The 15,222-nt window shown below is 39.3% G+C and carries 15 protein-coding genes, 1 pseudogene and 1 other annotated feature; of the genes and pseudogenes, 4 read left to right on the forward strand and 12 right to left on the reverse strand.

Features of this window, described 5'->3' with window-relative positions:
* The first annotated feature begins 265 nt into the window (after positions 1-265).
* From rpsD to lepB, 3 genes are all read left to right on the forward strand, one after another.
* Positions 266-877, forward strand: a complete 612-nt coding sequence (gene rpsD, locus IGJ41_RS12465; RefSeq protein WP_002365342.1) for a 30S ribosomal protein S4 — start codon at positions 266-268, stop codon at positions 875-877.
* Between the two features lie 159 nt (positions 878-1,036).
* Positions 1,037-1,585, forward strand: a complete 549-nt coding sequence (locus IGJ41_RS12470; RefSeq protein ID WP_002354975.1) for a biotin transporter BioY — start codon at positions 1,037-1,039, stop codon at positions 1,583-1,585.
* Positions 1,586-1,646: 61 nt separating this feature from the next.
* Positions 1,647-2,183, forward strand: a complete 537-nt coding sequence (gene lepB, locus IGJ41_RS12475) for a signal peptidase I (RefSeq protein WP_153853903.1) — start codon at positions 1,647-1,649, stop codon at positions 2,181-2,183.
* Positions 2,184-2,238: 55 nt separating this feature from the next.
* On the opposite strand, the pseudogene IGJ41_RS12480 reads toward lepB, so the two are convergent.
* The 11 genes and pseudogenes from IGJ41_RS12480 to IGJ41_RS12530 all read right to left on the reverse strand — a co-directional run.
* Positions 2,239-4,815, reverse strand: a pseudogene (locus IGJ41_RS12480) (WxL domain-containing protein); the annotation flags it as partial.
* A 51-nt stretch (positions 4,816-4,866) separates the two neighbouring features.
* Positions 4,867-5,181 carry a hypothetical protein gene (locus IGJ41_RS12485; RefSeq protein WP_153853906.1) on the reverse strand — a complete coding sequence of 105 codons (315 nt, stop codon included), beginning with the start codon at positions 5,179-5,181 and terminating at the stop codon, positions 4,867-4,869.
* Positions 5,162-5,509: an LPXTG cell wall anchor domain-containing protein gene (locus tag IGJ41_RS12490; RefSeq protein WP_153853907.1), complete on the reverse strand. Its 348-nt coding sequence runs from the start codon at positions 5,507-5,509 to the stop codon at positions 5,162-5,164. Before IGJ41_RS12490 ends, IGJ41_RS12485 begins: the two co-directional genes overlap by 20 nt.
* Positions 5,510-5,911: 402 nt before the next feature.
* A complete protein-coding gene (locus IGJ41_RS12495) occupies positions 5,912-6,523 on the reverse strand; it encodes a YktB family protein (protein ID WP_153853908.1) in 612 nt (203 codons plus the stop codon).
* A gap of 34 nt (positions 6,524-6,557) precedes the next feature.
* Positions 6,558-7,115: a GNAT family N-acetyltransferase gene (locus tag IGJ41_RS12500; RefSeq protein WP_153853909.1), complete on the reverse strand. Its 558-nt coding sequence runs from the start codon at positions 7,113-7,115 to the stop codon at positions 6,558-6,560.
* Positions 7,116-7,200: 85 nt separating this feature from the next.
* Positions 7,201-8,421, reverse strand: coding sequence for a peptidase T (gene pepT / locus IGJ41_RS12505; protein WP_010816819.1), 1,221 nt, complete (start codon positions 8,419-8,421; stop codon positions 7,201-7,203).
* Between the two features lie 21 nt (positions 8,422-8,442).
* Entirely contained in the window at positions 8,443-10,086 is a 1,644-nt protein-coding gene (locus IGJ41_RS12510; protein WP_156210189.1) for a peptide ABC transporter substrate-binding protein, read from the reverse strand.
* Positions 10,087-10,135: 49 nt separating this feature from the next.
* Positions 10,136-10,381: a binding site (T-box leader), on the reverse strand.
* A gap of 156 nt (positions 10,382-10,537) precedes the next feature.
* Positions 10,538-11,482, reverse strand: coding sequence for a siderophore ABC transporter substrate-binding protein (locus tag IGJ41_RS12515; RefSeq protein ID WP_438714535.1), 945 nt, complete (start codon positions 11,480-11,482; stop codon positions 10,538-10,540).
* Between the two features lie 38 nt (positions 11,483-11,520).
* On the reverse strand, positions 11,521-12,276 hold the full coding sequence (locus tag IGJ41_RS12520) for an iron ABC transporter ATP-binding protein (protein ID WP_002354962.1): 756 nt from the start codon (positions 12,274-12,276) through the stop codon (positions 11,521-11,523).
* Positions 12,273-13,238, reverse strand: coding sequence for an iron chelate uptake ABC transporter family permease subunit (locus IGJ41_RS12525; protein ID WP_002371665.1), 966 nt, complete (start codon positions 13,236-13,238; stop codon positions 12,273-12,275). The genes IGJ41_RS12520 and IGJ41_RS12525 overlap by 4 nt, the downstream gene beginning before the upstream one ends.
* Positions 13,235-14,182: an ABC transporter permease gene (locus tag IGJ41_RS12530; protein ID WP_010816821.1), complete on the reverse strand. Its 948-nt coding sequence runs from the start codon at positions 14,180-14,182 to the stop codon at positions 13,235-13,237. The genes IGJ41_RS12525 and IGJ41_RS12530 overlap by 4 nt, the downstream gene beginning before the upstream one ends.
* 184 nt (positions 14,183-14,366) lie before the next feature.
* Between IGJ41_RS12530 and IGJ41_RS12535 the strand changes: the two genes are divergently transcribed.
* Entirely contained in the window at positions 14,367-14,819 is a 453-nt protein-coding gene (locus tag IGJ41_RS12535) for a YueI family protein (RefSeq protein WP_002359057.1), read from the forward strand.
* 181 nt (positions 14,820-15,000) lie between these two features.
* Here the strand turns inward: IGJ41_RS12535 and IGJ41_RS12540 are convergent, their stop codons facing one another.
* Positions 15,001-15,102, reverse strand: a complete 102-nt coding sequence (locus tag IGJ41_RS12540) for a putative holin-like toxin (protein ID WP_162780856.1) — start codon at positions 15,100-15,102, stop codon at positions 15,001-15,003.
* Positions 15,103-15,222: the final 120 nt, after the last annotated feature.

Raw genomic sequence — 15,222 nt, forward strand, 5'->3', positions numbered from 1 at the left:
TAATGAGGAAAAGTGTTTTTGTCTACCTTTTTTTCATATTTCACTTTAAAACCTTGACGTTTCCTATCCTATTAAGTATACTAGATTTTGTGTAAAATAATTGCAGCAGAAGAATAATAACTCGTCAACAGTTCATTGCCAAACTTGGTTCAACTGCGTAACCGCGGCTGCAAAGGCGAAGGTTGAAGAATGAACTGAACGAATATGAATTTTTCATCTAATTATTTTACTCCAAAAAAACATTTATTTATTGGAGGAATTTTTAATGTCTCGTTATACTGGACCATCATGGAAAGTATCTCGTCGTCTAGGTATCTCTTTATCAGGTACTGGTAAAGAACTAGCTCGTCGCCCTTACAAACCAGGACAACACGGACCTAACAGCCGTGGTAAAGTTTCTGAATACGGAATGCAATTAACTGAAAAACAAAAATTACGTCATATGTATGGCATGAACGAACGTCAATTCCGTACGTTGTTCATTAAAGCAAGCAAAATCAAAGAAGGTAAACACGGTGTTAACTTCATGGTTTTACTAGAACAACGCTTAGATAACGTTGTTTACCGTTTAGGTCTTGCAACTACTCGTCGTCAAGCACGTCAATTAGTTAACCATGGCCACATCACTGTAGACGGCAAACGTGTTGATATTCCATCATACCACGTTGAAGTTGGTCAAGTGATCGGTGTTCGTGAAAAATCTCAAAACATCTCAACAATTAAAGAAGCGGTTGAAGCAACTGTTGGACGTCCAGCATTCGTAAGCTTTGACACTGAAAAATTAGAAGGTAGCTTCACTCGTTTACCAGAACGTGATGAACTTTACCCAGAAATCGACGAAGCACTTGTCGTTGAATACTACAACCAAAAACTTTAAGATTTCAAAAGGTCGAACTGCGGTTCTTACCTTCTTTCAAAACCTTGCCTTTCTTGGCAAGGTTTTTTTCTTTGCCCTCTTTACAAAATTGTTTACTTCCGCTAAACTATTGTTAACCAAATAAAAATAATTGGTTAACAATAGAAAGTGAGGCTTCTTATGAATAAAGCATCGTTACGCTCTTTAATTTTAGCAGCAGAATTCGCTGTGATTATTGCTGTACTTTCACAATTTACAATTCCATTGGGGATTGTCCCACTAACCGGACAAACATTTGCCATCGGCTTAACCGCTACCGTTTTGGGTAAGCGAACGGGGACCTACGCTATTTTAATTTACTTCTTATTAGGATTAATTGGTTTACCCGTTTATGCTGGGATGTCTAGCGGGTTCGGTGTACTCTTTGGACCAACTGGCGGCTATTTAATCGGGTTTATCTTCAACGGCTTATTAACTGGTTATATTTTAGAAAAAACAACCTTTAACTATACTTGGGCCATTATCGCAAATATTGCCGGCGCCTTAGTTACCTTAGTTTTCGGTATGATTTGGTTGAAATATTCCGCAAATCTACCGTGGCCAAACGCTTTCGCTGGCGGGTTTGCTCCGTTTATTATTCCTGGTATCATCAAGGCTGTCGCAGCTGCTTATGTTGGTATTTTAATTCGCCAACGCTTTATGAAACGTTTTTTAGCACACCTTTCTTAAGGGGAAAACTTTTTTCTTTTCCTTGTCTGTAGTACACTAAAAGGACAAAGGAGTGAAGTCCATGTCCTCATTATTAAAACGATTGGTTCAGTTGGTTTTGTTAGTCGTCGCTGTCTTGCTGATTCGACACTATGTGTTCTCCCCTGCTGCGGTGAACGGCTCTTCAATGGAACCAACACTTCATAACAACGACCGTTTATGGGTGACCTCGATTAAAAAGCCTCAGCGCTTTGATATTATCGCTTTCCCTAGTCCTCGCAACGACCAACGAGTAGCCAAACGTTTAATTGGTTTACCTGGCGAAACAGTCGAGTATCGCGATGATACCCTTTATATTAATGGTGTATCACTCAGTGAAGATTACTTAGCAAGTGCTAAACGAAATGTCTCTAAAAATGAAAATTATACCCAAGATTTTACCTTAGAGACCTTAGAAGCCACCCAATCCCTGACCGTTCCAGAAGGCATGTATTTTGTCTTGGGGGATAATCGCCCGCGCTCAGATGACAGTCGTTACTTTGGCTTTGTTAAACAAGAGAGTGTGGAAGGTGTTTTGACTTTTCGTTATTATCCGTTAGATAAAATTGGCTTTCCATAAAATAGTAAACCGTCCCCAAAAAGTTAGACTTTTTGAGGGCGATTTACTATTTTTTTTAAGGTCCAGTGACTAAGTTCCACGTTGCCGTTCCTTGATATTTTTCATTTATTTTCCCTTGATTGGCAGGAACCTCTAATTTCACGCTAACAAAATCAAACTCTAATTGATAGACATCATTACCTGTAAATTGGTTATTAAGAATTACTGGTGTAGATGTGCCATCACTCGTCAAAGCTAACGGCTCCGTAATTCCAACTTTATTCGTTAATTCTGTGACTTGATTATAGTTTTCGATTGTTACAACGTCTGCATTGCCTAATAATAAGCGCGTACTAGTTGGCAAACTATCGGCAGACGCTTTTAGCTGTGATAATTGTGCTGTCAACTGCCAATTGGGTTGGCTTTTCTTTATCCGCAAATACGGATTACGTGTGCCATTCCCATAATAATCAGCTGCTTTTTTCAGACCGTACTGTTTGGCACTACTGCTAATCGTAATTTTCCCAAAATCAAACGTTGGTGTACTAATGAAACCTTCCTCTGCTGGCGCAGGCGTAATCGTTTGATCTTCGCCTTGAATACGCACAAAGTTACTAGCTGTCATTTCTGCGGTTAAAAGTTGCCTTGGTTCTCCAGTGATTTTCGCTGTGTTCACTGTCACTAAAGCTTCACCATTCACCGGAATTTCCACACCCAAGTTAACTCCTGTGCGCCATTGTTCTGCCGTCACTGGGATAATTTTGTTTGGTGTATTACTAATGCGAACAGCTAATTGGGTCGGCGCCGAAATACCTGCCGCCCATTTGGCCGTTGGTGCTAGTTTAACATTGGTCAACGGAACTTCACTGGTGTTTTTTAGTCTAACTGTCCAAATCATAGAAGCTTCATTGGGGACAACTTCTAGTAACCGATTGACCGTCATTTCTGCCGTTGCTTGGACTTCCTCATAGACTGCCGTCATGTCATCTTTGTCATCGTAAGTTACGGCATAACTTGGCGTTTTCGTCGTTTTCAGCGCAGTTTTATCAGTACCTTTGTACCAACCTTTGAACTGATAAGATTTACCATCTGCTGTGTAGCTAGCTGGCAAGGCTTTGGTGCTCGTATACGTGAAGTTATCACTGTCAATCACGGTTTGTTTGCCTTGGGTGAAATCAGCAGGCGGCGTGATTTTAGCACCCGTGGCATCGACGAAATTCTCGGTAACCTTGCGATTGGTTAACTGATAGTAAATCGTCCCTACTGGTGTGTAATAAGAATTAAATAGATTTGTTGCTCCTGATACATACAATCAATTATACAGATACTTCGATTGTTCTGGAATTGTAGTTGTCGAATCAAATTCATCCATTTTAAATTGTGTTGTTGTCATTTTGTTTAGTCCGTAATACAATGGCGCATTACTGGCTGGGTTACCGATTAATGTATTATCTGCAGTTGAATAACGATTCAACGTAGCTTGTGTATAAGAACTTCCCGTGTAGACAGAGATATTTTCATAAAATTTTGGAATAGTAATTCTCGTATTAGTCGTTCCATAGTTATTCACACCGCCTAAAGATACATCTGCTCTAATCGTTCTAGCAGGAATCGTCACCTGTTTGGTATTTCCTGAATTAGTTCCAGTAATTGATCCAAGCTTTGTATAAGCGGAATTAATTTCTTGTTGTAAATCGGTTGTTATTGTAAAAGGCGTTGGTAATAAAATTGCTCCGGCTTCATTGACAAATTGGAAGCTTACAGCTCTACTTGGGAAATTGTAGTCTTTAGTCGTGTCCACCTCATACACCACATTCAAATCATCATTATCATTAAAGGTCACTGCATAGCTTGGTGTTTTCGTTGTTTGTAAGGTTGTTGGTTTGGTTTTGCCTTTGTACCAACCTTTGAACTTGTAAGTTTTACCGCCACTTGTGTAAGTATCTGGTAAAGTGCCACTTTGTTTAAAGGTGTACGGGCTACTATCAATCACTGTTTGTTTCCCTTGTGTGAAGCCAGTTGGTGGTGTAATTTTGGCACCTGTGGCATCGACGAAATTCTCAGTAATACGGCGGTTTTCTAAGAAATAATACATCGTATCGTCTGTGGTGTAATAGCTTGGTTGGCTGTTTCCTACATCATTATCTGTAATAGCACGCGATAAAACCCCGTTCAGCCTTGTTTTGGTTGAATCTATCACCCAATAACTTTGATACATTCCATAAGAATGGGCAGTTGTTGTTGCATGTAAGCGATACTGTTCCCCGTTCACTTCAAGACGTTCCTCATGTGTATTATTTATATATCTTACTTTTGTTGTAGCTATTGGGTAAGCCGTACTAGATCCTGTATAGTGTGCTCCTGGTTTTACTGTAGGCGTCTTATAATATCTTGGAATTGTTAGTTGAAAATCTGTTGCACCTGAAAAGGCGGGGTTAGTCCCAGCTGTATGTGTCAACATTTGGCTTGGTATTGTCAAGTGTTTTAAACTACCATTATTTACTCCAGTAGCTGTGCCGACTTGTTTCGACGTTGCATTCATGACCGTCGTTAAATTAGTTTGCATCACAAAAGAAGATGGTGCAATCATCGCTCCTTTTTCATTAATAAAGCCGAATCTATATGTAACAGCTGGAATAGTCGCAGTTTGTTCTACCGCTTTCGCTGCTTTAGGAGAAATTTGCTTTGGTTGTAACAGACTCCCTCAGTCGTTAAACTCTTCCGTAGCCTTTGAGTTTCCTTCTTCAACCGTTTCCGTGGTCTCTTGTTTTTCTGAAGTAGTTTCTTCCTTGGTGACTTCTACTTTTGAAGTCTCTTCTTCTGTTTTATTTGTCTGTAATTCTGTTTCTCTTGTACTTTCCTTAGTATTTTTCTCTGTACTTTCTTTCGTAGACTCTGTCGTCGGACTACTTTCAATCGTCACAGTTTCCGCAACCGCTGTGACGCCTGTCAATGAATTGCCTAATAATGAACAACATAAGCCAAATGTTGCTAACTGTTTAAATTTTATCTGTTTCATGCTGCCCCTTCTTTCTATGTACCATTCCCACTAAGCCAATTAAGGCTAAGCCGAGAATGCTAAGATTCGCCTGCCGCTTACTCCCTGTGCGCGGTAGCTGTTTATTGCCAGTGGTAATGGTGCCTTGACCACCTGCTACACCTTGATTAGTGCCTGTCTGTCCTAGTCCTTTCCTCTTAGGACTTGCCCCTGGTTGATCTGTTTTCGGTGAGGGCTCTTCTTTCGGGGGTGCCTTTTTGTAAAATTCAATCCCCACCGAACTAGAACCACGTTCAGACGCTTCAACATTTATAAAAAAACTAGGGGAAAATAGTAGGCACGCAATCATTAAATAACGCTTTTTTTCATTTAAAAACCTCCTTTTAATTCAACAACAGATTTGAGTTTCTCTACAATTACTGCTCAAACCACCTTTTTTCATGTCTCTATAATAACAAAGAAAAAGCTTTCCAAAACACCATTATTTTCCATTTGACAACCCTATTTTCCACAAAACTCTTATATGGCAAGGGTTTCGCACTTTGTTATTTAAAGCTATCCTTTGAAAATGATTGTCGAAACACGTTTATCCTTTAGAAATCGCCTTTAATTTCTTAAATTTTTACTAACCAAACCTCAGAAAAGCTCACAAAGTTAGTTTTCGATACTAACATTGTGAGCTTTTCTCATTTTTGACGATTGGATAATTCGATAAAATAACACTAAAACACAAAATAACTGTCTGTTTCTCTTATTGGGCAACAGCCAATTGGTACAATGGCAGGAGTTGTTGGTAGGTTGCCAACATATAAGCTCGTGCTTTTTCAGGGCTTTGCCATAAAGCACTATCTTTGGGAATGATGCGCCCGATTTCAAATTCCCCTTTCTTTACATCTCTAAAACGAGTTAAGGCTTTTTCTAAATCCGTGTCTGGCAGCGGAGTAATTTGAGGAACCGTGTGATCCAAAGAAACATACGTATCTTCTGGTAATACTTGGAATAATTGCTGATTCTCTAAAAAGGCTTGCGCAATCTGCTTTTCATTTTTAGGATTATCAATAAATGACAACCACATAAACACATAGTCGCCCCAAATGCCTAATTGAAAATGCGGCTGCATTTTATAGCCGCGCTTATTCGGACTGAGTGCGGACCAAGTATTTTCTGGTGGATACACGGTGCGACGGCGATGTTGCGCAATATGGACAAACAACTCCGTTCCTAGTTCAGGCGCTAGTTGTTCGGCAAAATACGTGTCTAATTCTTGAAAAATCGGTTGAATTTGCGCACGGATAACCGCCATTCGTTCATCTAATCCAGCAACTTCAAAGGCTGCGAATTCTTTTTCTGTAAACATCAACATTTCTCTAATTCCTCTCTCAACTCGTCTTACACTTCTATTTTTGTCGATTTTGCCATGTTTCCAGCGTCATCCCACGATAAACATCTGTGACAATTTTCCCTTTACTAATTCGGGCATTGGGCAGTGTTCCTTCGTAGGTAAAACCAATTTTCTCCATGACACGACCAGAAGCTGGATTGTCTTGATCATGTAAAGCAAAGATTCTCATGAGTTTCATTTTTGCAAAACCCAGTTCAACTAACGCCGTCGCGGCTTCAGGCATGTAGCCTTTGCCCCAAAAGGCACGGTTCAAGACATAGCCTAATTCTCCAATATTATTGGTTTCATTGACCCGCAAATCAATCGTGCCAATCATTTTGCCTGTTTTTTTCACTTCAATCCCATATTTTCCTAATGGTTCCCCCATAAAATATTTCGCAATACTGGCTCTTGTTTCTTCTTTGGTTTCATTTTTAGGAAACACAAAACGCGTCGTTTCTTCATCTGAAGCATATTCAAATAAATCATCTGTATCTGCTAATGTCACTGGTCGTAAATGCAATCGTTCCGTTTCCAATTGTTGGTTTTCTGCAAAAATCAATGGATAATTCATGAGCAAAACTCCCTACTTTTCTAAATACTTTACCGAAAAACAGCGAAACACGCAAGGAAAATCGGCATTTCCCTCGCGTGTTTCTTTAATTGGCGTTTAAGCGAATGATGGCAATGATCGTTTGAACAGCTTTGGCCATTGATTCAACGGTAATAAATTCATATTGCCCGTGAAAATTCTCGCCACCTGTAAATAGATTAGGCGTGGGAATGCCCATGAAAGAAATCTTAGAACCATCTGTCCCGCCACGAAATGGCGTGATGATTGGTTCAATGTCACAACTTTCCATTGCTTGGACGGCCAATTCTACAGGCGTCCAATCTTTTTCGATGATTTCCTTCATATTATAGTATTGGTCTTGGAAAGTAATTGTTAGTCTGGGTTTATCCGCCAGCGCATTTAAACGTTGGACTTGTTTTTCCAAAAATTGCTTTCTCGCTTGAAAGTTTTCTTGATCATGATCCCGAATGATATAGACAAGTTCTGCTTTTTCAATACTTCCTGTAAATTTATTGAGTAAATAAAATCCTTCATTTCCACGTGTTTGTTCTGGTACTTCCTTTTGCGGCAGTGATTGATCAAGTTGTTCGCCTAATTTAATGGCATTTACTAACGAACCATAGGCCGTTCCCGGATGGACACTGGTTCCCTCAATTGTTATCACAGCTTGAGCAGCGTTAAACGTTTCATACTCGAAATGCCCCACGCGGCCACTGTCGATTGTATACGCAAAAGCGACTGGGAAGTTCGGCGCATCAAATTGATCGGCCCCGCGTCCAATCTCTTCATCTGGACCGAAAGCGAGCCAAACATCCCCCCGCGCTACTTCTGGATGTGCCAAAAAATACTCAACAGCAGCTAAAATCTCGACAATTCCCGCTTTGTCATCTGCTCCTAAAAGTGTGGTTCCGTCTGTAGTAATCAACGTTTCCCCTTGATACTCTTTTAAATTGGGAAATTCAGCAACCGATAAAACGATGCCTTGTTCTTGATTCAAGAGGACATCTTGGCCATCATAATTAGTGATGACTTGTGGACGGATGTTTTCTGCTGAAAAATCCGCCGTATCCAGATGTGCAATCAAGCCGATGCTCTTCGCTGCAGGTTGGTTACCAGGCAACCTTGCCGTTAAAAAACCGTTTTGTTCGTTATAATGCACATCGGCCAAACCTAATTCATGCAGTTCTGTTTCAATCATTCTTGCTAAAACCACTTGCCCGACCGTCGTCGGTGTGGTTTGACTGTTGGCATCTGAACGGGTGTTAACTTTCACGTAAGTTAAAAATCGTTCGACTAATTTTTCCATTTTTTACTCCTTCTTCCTGAATCATTCTGTTAAATAAGCATTGCGCAAGTGGAAATAATCCCCATACAAGTGATAACTAATGCCTTTCAATTTAGGATTGATTAGATAATTTGAGGCACTTTGATACAGCGGTACTTGGGCAGCATCTTGGTTCAACAAGATGTCTTCCGCTTCTTTGTATTCTGCAAACTGTTTCTCTGGATTATTGGCATTAATCGTTCGTGCATCTTCTACCAGTTGGTCGTATTTGGCATTATGATAATTGCCATAATTGTAACTTGATTCTCCTGCATATAAGTTAAAGTAAGAGTCTAATTCACTACTGCCGGCAATCCAACCTGAAAGAGACAACTCGTAATTTTTTTCACGTCGCGATTGGTTCACATTATTACTTGGTTGCGATGAAATGGTAATTTCTAAACCTGGCAGATTTTCTTGTAACTGACTTTGAACATATTCCGCAATTCGTTTTCCTTGATCTGTATCTGCCGCTAGCAAGGAAAGTTTCACTTTTTTACCGACATCCGCTTGGGCTTTCGTCCATTCAGCTTGGGCTTTTTTGATGTCATTTTTCAAATATTCGCCACTGTAAGCTCGGAAATCTTCATCTGTTTCTGGGTTCGCATAAAGTTTACTTGGAATCAATCCGTTGAGGGGTTTTGACCCATCGTTTAAGACACTTTGTGTTAAGGCTTCTTTATCAATTGCTTGGCCAATCGCTTTTCGTAAATGAACATTCGCTAATGGCGTTCCTTCTTTTTTGTTGAAATCTAAGAAGTAGTTGGCCACATCTGGATGACTGACATAGCCTGGATCCTCTTGATATTGTTGAACATATTGTCCGTTAATGCGAACTAAGTCTAGTTCATTCGCTTGATATAAGTTAATCCCAGTATTATCTTCTTTGATTGTACTAACCGCAACTTCTGCCAGTTTCACTTGATCCGCATCATAGTATTCTGGATTTTTTTTCAATGTCCAAGTATCTGAAGTCGCATCCCAATTGGCTAGCGTAAATGGCCCGCTATAAAGTAAATGTTCACTATCCAAGGCGTAATCTTTGCCTTGCGCTTCGACAAATTTTTGATTTTGTGGCGCTAACCAAGCAATCGAAACGACTGCTAAGAAGGAAGGTTGGGCCTGTTTTAATTCAACAATGAATTCTTTGTCATTAGGGGCTGAAATCCCTAATTCATCGACTGACTTTTCACCGTTGCGTATTTCAAAACTATTTTTAACACTATCTAGTAAATAGGCATTCGGTCCAATCGTCGCTGGTGTCACCAGTTTTTTCCAAGAATAAACAAAATCTTGGGCCGTGATTGGCTCGCCGTTACTCCACTTAATCCCTTCCCGCAAGGTAAAGTGGTACTTGCGCCCATCGTCACTAATCTTGACATCTTTAGCTAGAGCTGGCACCGTGGCACTATCATCATCAAACCGATACAGGCCTTCAAATAAATGTTGCGCCATTGTAAAGGTATTTTTATCTGTTGTTTGTGTTGTATCCAATGTTGAGATTGATGCAGGTGAACTAATACTGATTTTTTGTTCAGCTGCTAAATTTCCCGAATCTACTTTCTCTGCCGCTTCTTTGGTTCCGCCACATGCGGCTAAAAGAAACCCTGTTGCAATCAAACCTACTACTTTTTTCCCCAATTTCATGTTGTTGCCCCCTCATATTTTTTAAACAAATAAAAAAAGCATTCGTCCTAAAAAGGACGAATGCTTATGCAATCGCGGTACCACCTTTGTTGATCTCTTCGCTAAAAAAGATCCGCTCGTTTCCAGTACAATCATACTGTAGCGCTATAACAGGCGCACCTGAATTGGTTTAAGCAAACGGCTTCAACCAACCTGTTCAAAGGCCATTTTCCCCTTTAACGTCACTACCTCTTCTCACCAAACGAGGCTCTCTGCAAGCTATTTTAAAAAGTACTTTCCTTCTCATCACATTTTGTTCTTTTATTTGTTTCATCAATCATACTGATTTACGGATAGTTTAGCAAACATTTTCGAGGCCGTCAACTACATTTTTAATTTAAAACTTTTTTGTTTTTCATCAAAAAAAGAAAAGAGGTTTCAATCCCTCTTTTCTAAAACAATTTTACTCTAATCATTTTTTAACGTCTTCTATCATCAAATGCATTGATTCTAATCCACCACCGCTTAGATACCAAACATCTGGTTGAAGCATAATGACTTTATCATTTTTACCAGCATCGGTTTTTTGAATCAATTCGTTTGCAGCGACGTTATCTTTTGAATCGTCGCCACCAATTGCTTTGGTGCGATCTACCACAAAGAGAATCCCAGGATTTTTTTCTAAAACATATTCGTAAGAAACACTTTGCCCATGAGTGGAAGCTTCAATCTTATCGTCTGCTGCTTTGAAGCCAAATGTATCATGAATTAAACCGAAACGAGAGCCTTTTCCGTAAGCGGAAAGTTGTCCTTCGTTAACTAACACAACAAGCGCATTATTCGCGCTAGCTTCTGCTTGTTTTTTCACGTCAGCAATTTCTTTTTCTAAGCCGGTTATTTTTTCTTTGGCTACCTCTTCTTTATCAAAAATAGTGCCTAACGTTTCGATATTTTGTTTCGTTGATGCCCAAGGATTTTTGGCATCTACAGCTAAGTAAATGGTTGGCGCAATGGCTTTTAATTGTTCTTGATAATCTTGTTGACGACCAGAAATAATAATTAAGTCTGGTTTTAGTTGATTGATTTTTTCTAAATCTGGTTCTTTAATACCGCCTGCTGATTCAACTTTTTGGTATTTTTCCAAATACGCAGGGATATTTTTGGTTGGCGCACCTACCACGCGGTCACCAACACCTAGTGCATCCATTGTATCCAAGGAACCATTATCAAAAACAACGACTTTCTTAGGATTTTTGGGAACGGTTAATTGACCATTGGTGTCTTTGACTGTGACTTCCGTTTTAGCTGCTGTTTCTGTTGTTGCAGAATCTGCTGTTTTTTTATTTGTTTGACAAGCACTTAACATTAACAGTCCCATCATTGAAACTGCCATCATTGCTAAAAATTTCTTTTTCATTCTTTTCCTCCAAAAACGTTATTTTTAAATTGCCCGATTTAGTGATAAAGACAAAAGCGTTTTCCTTCAATTTCACAAATCCGGATATTCATTTCATAAAGATCATTTAAAATACTTGTTTGAATAACTTCCTCTGTTGCGCCATGCGCATAGAGCTTTCCGCCTTTCATGGCGACAATTTCATCTGCATAGCTTGCGGCAAAATTAATATCATGTAGAACAATCAGAATCGTTTTTCCTAGTTCATCCACTAAGCGTTTAAGAATCTGCATCATTTGAACCGCATAATTCATGTCGAGGTTATTTAAGGGCTCATCCAATAAAATATAATCGGTATCTTGGGCTAAAATCATGGCAATATACGCCCGTTGTAATTGGCCTCCAGAAAGGGTATCAATGTATTCTTCTGCCATTTCAGTTAAGCCCAATTGTTCCAGTGCTTCTGTTACTTTTTCATGATCAGCGCTTTTTAAGCGACCTTTGGAATAAGGAAAACGACCAAAATTGACCAGTTCTCGCACAGTTAATTTAAGTTGTACACCGTTGGCTTGTTTTAAAAGGGCAATTTTTTGTGAAAAAGCCGATTGCTTCCAGGTTTTTACTTCTTGCTTGTCCAGATAAATTTCCCCGGTATCTTTGGGAATTAAGCGACTCATCATGGCTAGCAGCGTGCTTTTCCCAGCGCCATTCGGCCCAATAAAGGCCGTTAATTTGCCTTCAGAAATAGGTAAATCAATGTCTGAAACGACAAATTTATCGCCATATTTTTTTGATACATCACTCATCTGGATCATGTGCGTTGCTTCCTTTCTGCAATAATTTTCCATATAAAATAAACGCCCCCAACAAATTGAATCACCACACTGAGCGGGGTATTCAAATGAAAGACCTGTTCAACCATCAATTGACCAAACACCAGTAAAAAGACTGCTATTAAACTCCCTGCCACAAACAGTTCTCGGTGGCGATAGGTTTTCATGAATTGATAACTCATATTGGCCACGATAAAACCTAAAAATGTAATCGGTCCCACTAATGCTGTTGATAAGCCGACCAGACTACTGATCAAACACAACAACACTAATTGAAACTGATTCACAGCAATCCCCAAATTCTGGGCTTGATGGTTCCCTAAATGTAAAACGTCTAAACGGTAACTTTCCCGCCAAAGTATCCCACAAATCATGAGTACCGCCACACCAACGAAAACGAGATACTGACTATTGACGTTACCGAAACTGGCAAACAACTTTCCTTGGAGTAAGTCGTATTCGTTAGGATCCATAATCACTTGTAAAAACGTACTGATACTACTGAAAAAAGTACCTAAAATCATGCCAATCATCAACAATAAGAATAGGTCGGATTGATTTTTGCGTAATAGAAAATACGATAAACTAGTGCTTAAAAATACCATTAAAAAGACGTTCATCAAAAACGAACCAAGACTTACTTGACCTAACGCTTGTGCGCCTCCTAAAAGAAAAAATAACACCGTCTGCACAAAGACATACAAGGAATCCATCCCTAAAATGTTTGGCGTTAGGAAATGATTTTGCGTGACCGTTTGAAAACTAATGGTTGAAAAAGCCGCAGCGATTCCGACAAAAATAAAAGCCAATAACTTTTTCCCTCGTAACGCCAAAGCAAAGGACCAATTGCCATACGTGTTATAAGTTAAATAACAAAGACTCACAATTACTACGGCAGCTAAAAGCAAAAGTAATGAAAGCCATTTTTTTAAAGGCCGTTTCATCGTTTGCGCCCCCTTAGTAATAATAAAATGAACAAAATGCTCCCTAATGTTCCGACAACCACGCTGACAGGAATTTCATAGGGGGCAATCAATACTCGTGCTAAAATATCACAGATTAACAAGAACAAACTCCCACAACTCCCAGTTAACCACAAGGTATTTTTCATATGATCGCCATAACGTAAAGACACGAGATTGGGAATCACAACCCCTAAAAACGGAATATTCCCCACCATCAATAAAACGATGGCACTTGCTAAAGCAACCAGCGTCAAACCTAAAAACTGAATTCGCTGGTAATGGACGCCAAGACTATTTGCAAATGCTTCACCCATACCAACGACAGTGAAATGATAAGCAAATAAATAAATAACAAACCACAAAGGAATCATTAAGAATAACCATTCATAATTCCCTTTCATAACTGTGGAAAAATTTCCTTGTAACCAAGCAGACATATTTTGAACCAATTGGTATTGATAGGCAAAAAATGTGGCAATTGAGCCTAGAATGTTACCAAACATCACGCCCACCAAAGGGACCATCACTTGATTCTTACTTGGTAATAATCGAATGAGCGCTAAGAATAATAAGGTCCCGCTTAGCGCAAAAATAAAAGCAATTGCCGTTCGATAGAGAAACGGAGCTGTTGGGAAAAATAACATTGCGACTAAAATACCCAACCTTGCACTATCGGTTGTTCCAGCGACACTAGGAGCGACAAATTTATTTTGTGTGAGTTGCTGCATAATCAATCCAGAAATACTCATCGTACTACCAGCAATGATTAAACTCAACGTGCGGGGAACACGGGTGGTAAATAAAACAAATTGTTGCTGCGCATCTAATTGAAACAATTGAGAAAGTGCAATGTCCTTCACCCCTATCACTAATGACAATAAGCTGAAAAGTAATAGTAGAACAAACAAACCAATCTTTTTCATGAGAAAACTCCATTTTTATTTAATTGAGAATGATTCTCATTCTTAATTACAGTGTATGAGAAAACCATCACAAATGCAACCACTTTTTTTCCTTTATTAAAAACTTCTTCTCAAGCCGACTGACCAACGACTTATCTAAGATATGCTATAATGGAGGGAAACGTTAGGAAAGGAGTGTTACTGAATGGCGAATGATGACTTACAACAACGTCTGGATAAAGGAATGTACGGTACGCCCCTCGTTAATCCTGAAGAACAACACAAATACATGGGCACATTTCGTGAACGCTGCCGTCTCTCCATGACCGTCGCTGAAATGAAAGATGCACAGAACCAAAAACATTTATTAGAAGAATTAGCGAAGCATCCTGAAGTTACAGTACTTTTAAATGGCGAAATCTCTTCTGACCTGCAAAGTACCTATATTAAATTATTAAATCAGCATGGCGCAACCTTTAAGATTGTTAACAATTTTGTGGAGAACAACCCTGACTCTCTCGGATTACTGTTAGCTGAAAAACATGCAGTCGATGAACCTGTGATTGACGTTACAGAAAAATATCCTCAAGCAACAGAAACGCCAAAAGAAGAGCCAACAGCTAAAAAAGGCTTTTGGCAAAAACTATTTCACTCATAAAAAGCTCAAGGAAAGTTATGAGCGCTTCCATTTATAATAGAATTATGCTATTATAAAGATGAAAAAGAGAGGTATGCGGGTACATACCTCTCCTTTTATACCAACACCAGTTATAAGAACCGGTGGCTTACTGAGTTAAGTTTTGAATCTTAACCGTTCGGCCTACGAAGCTTGTGAACGGTTATTTTTTATTGTTTTTCGTTGCTTCAAGGATACCGAAAATCAGTAACGCAACAAGGGTTGCAAAACTAATCATCAATTCCAATGTCGCTTCGATTGACAAAAAAAATGCTCCTTTCGTTAAAGTGCATCGGATACACATAGGCATCACCTGCCTCTCTAACTCAGAGACACCGTCATACAACTTTCATTGGCAATAACTTTAGTATAACCTATTGGGTGC

The organism is Enterococcus sp. DIV1537a (genome assembly GCF_051712085.1).
GTDB classification, from domain to species: Bacteria; Bacillota; Bacilli; order Lactobacillales; family Enterococcaceae; genus Enterococcus; species Enterococcus faecalis.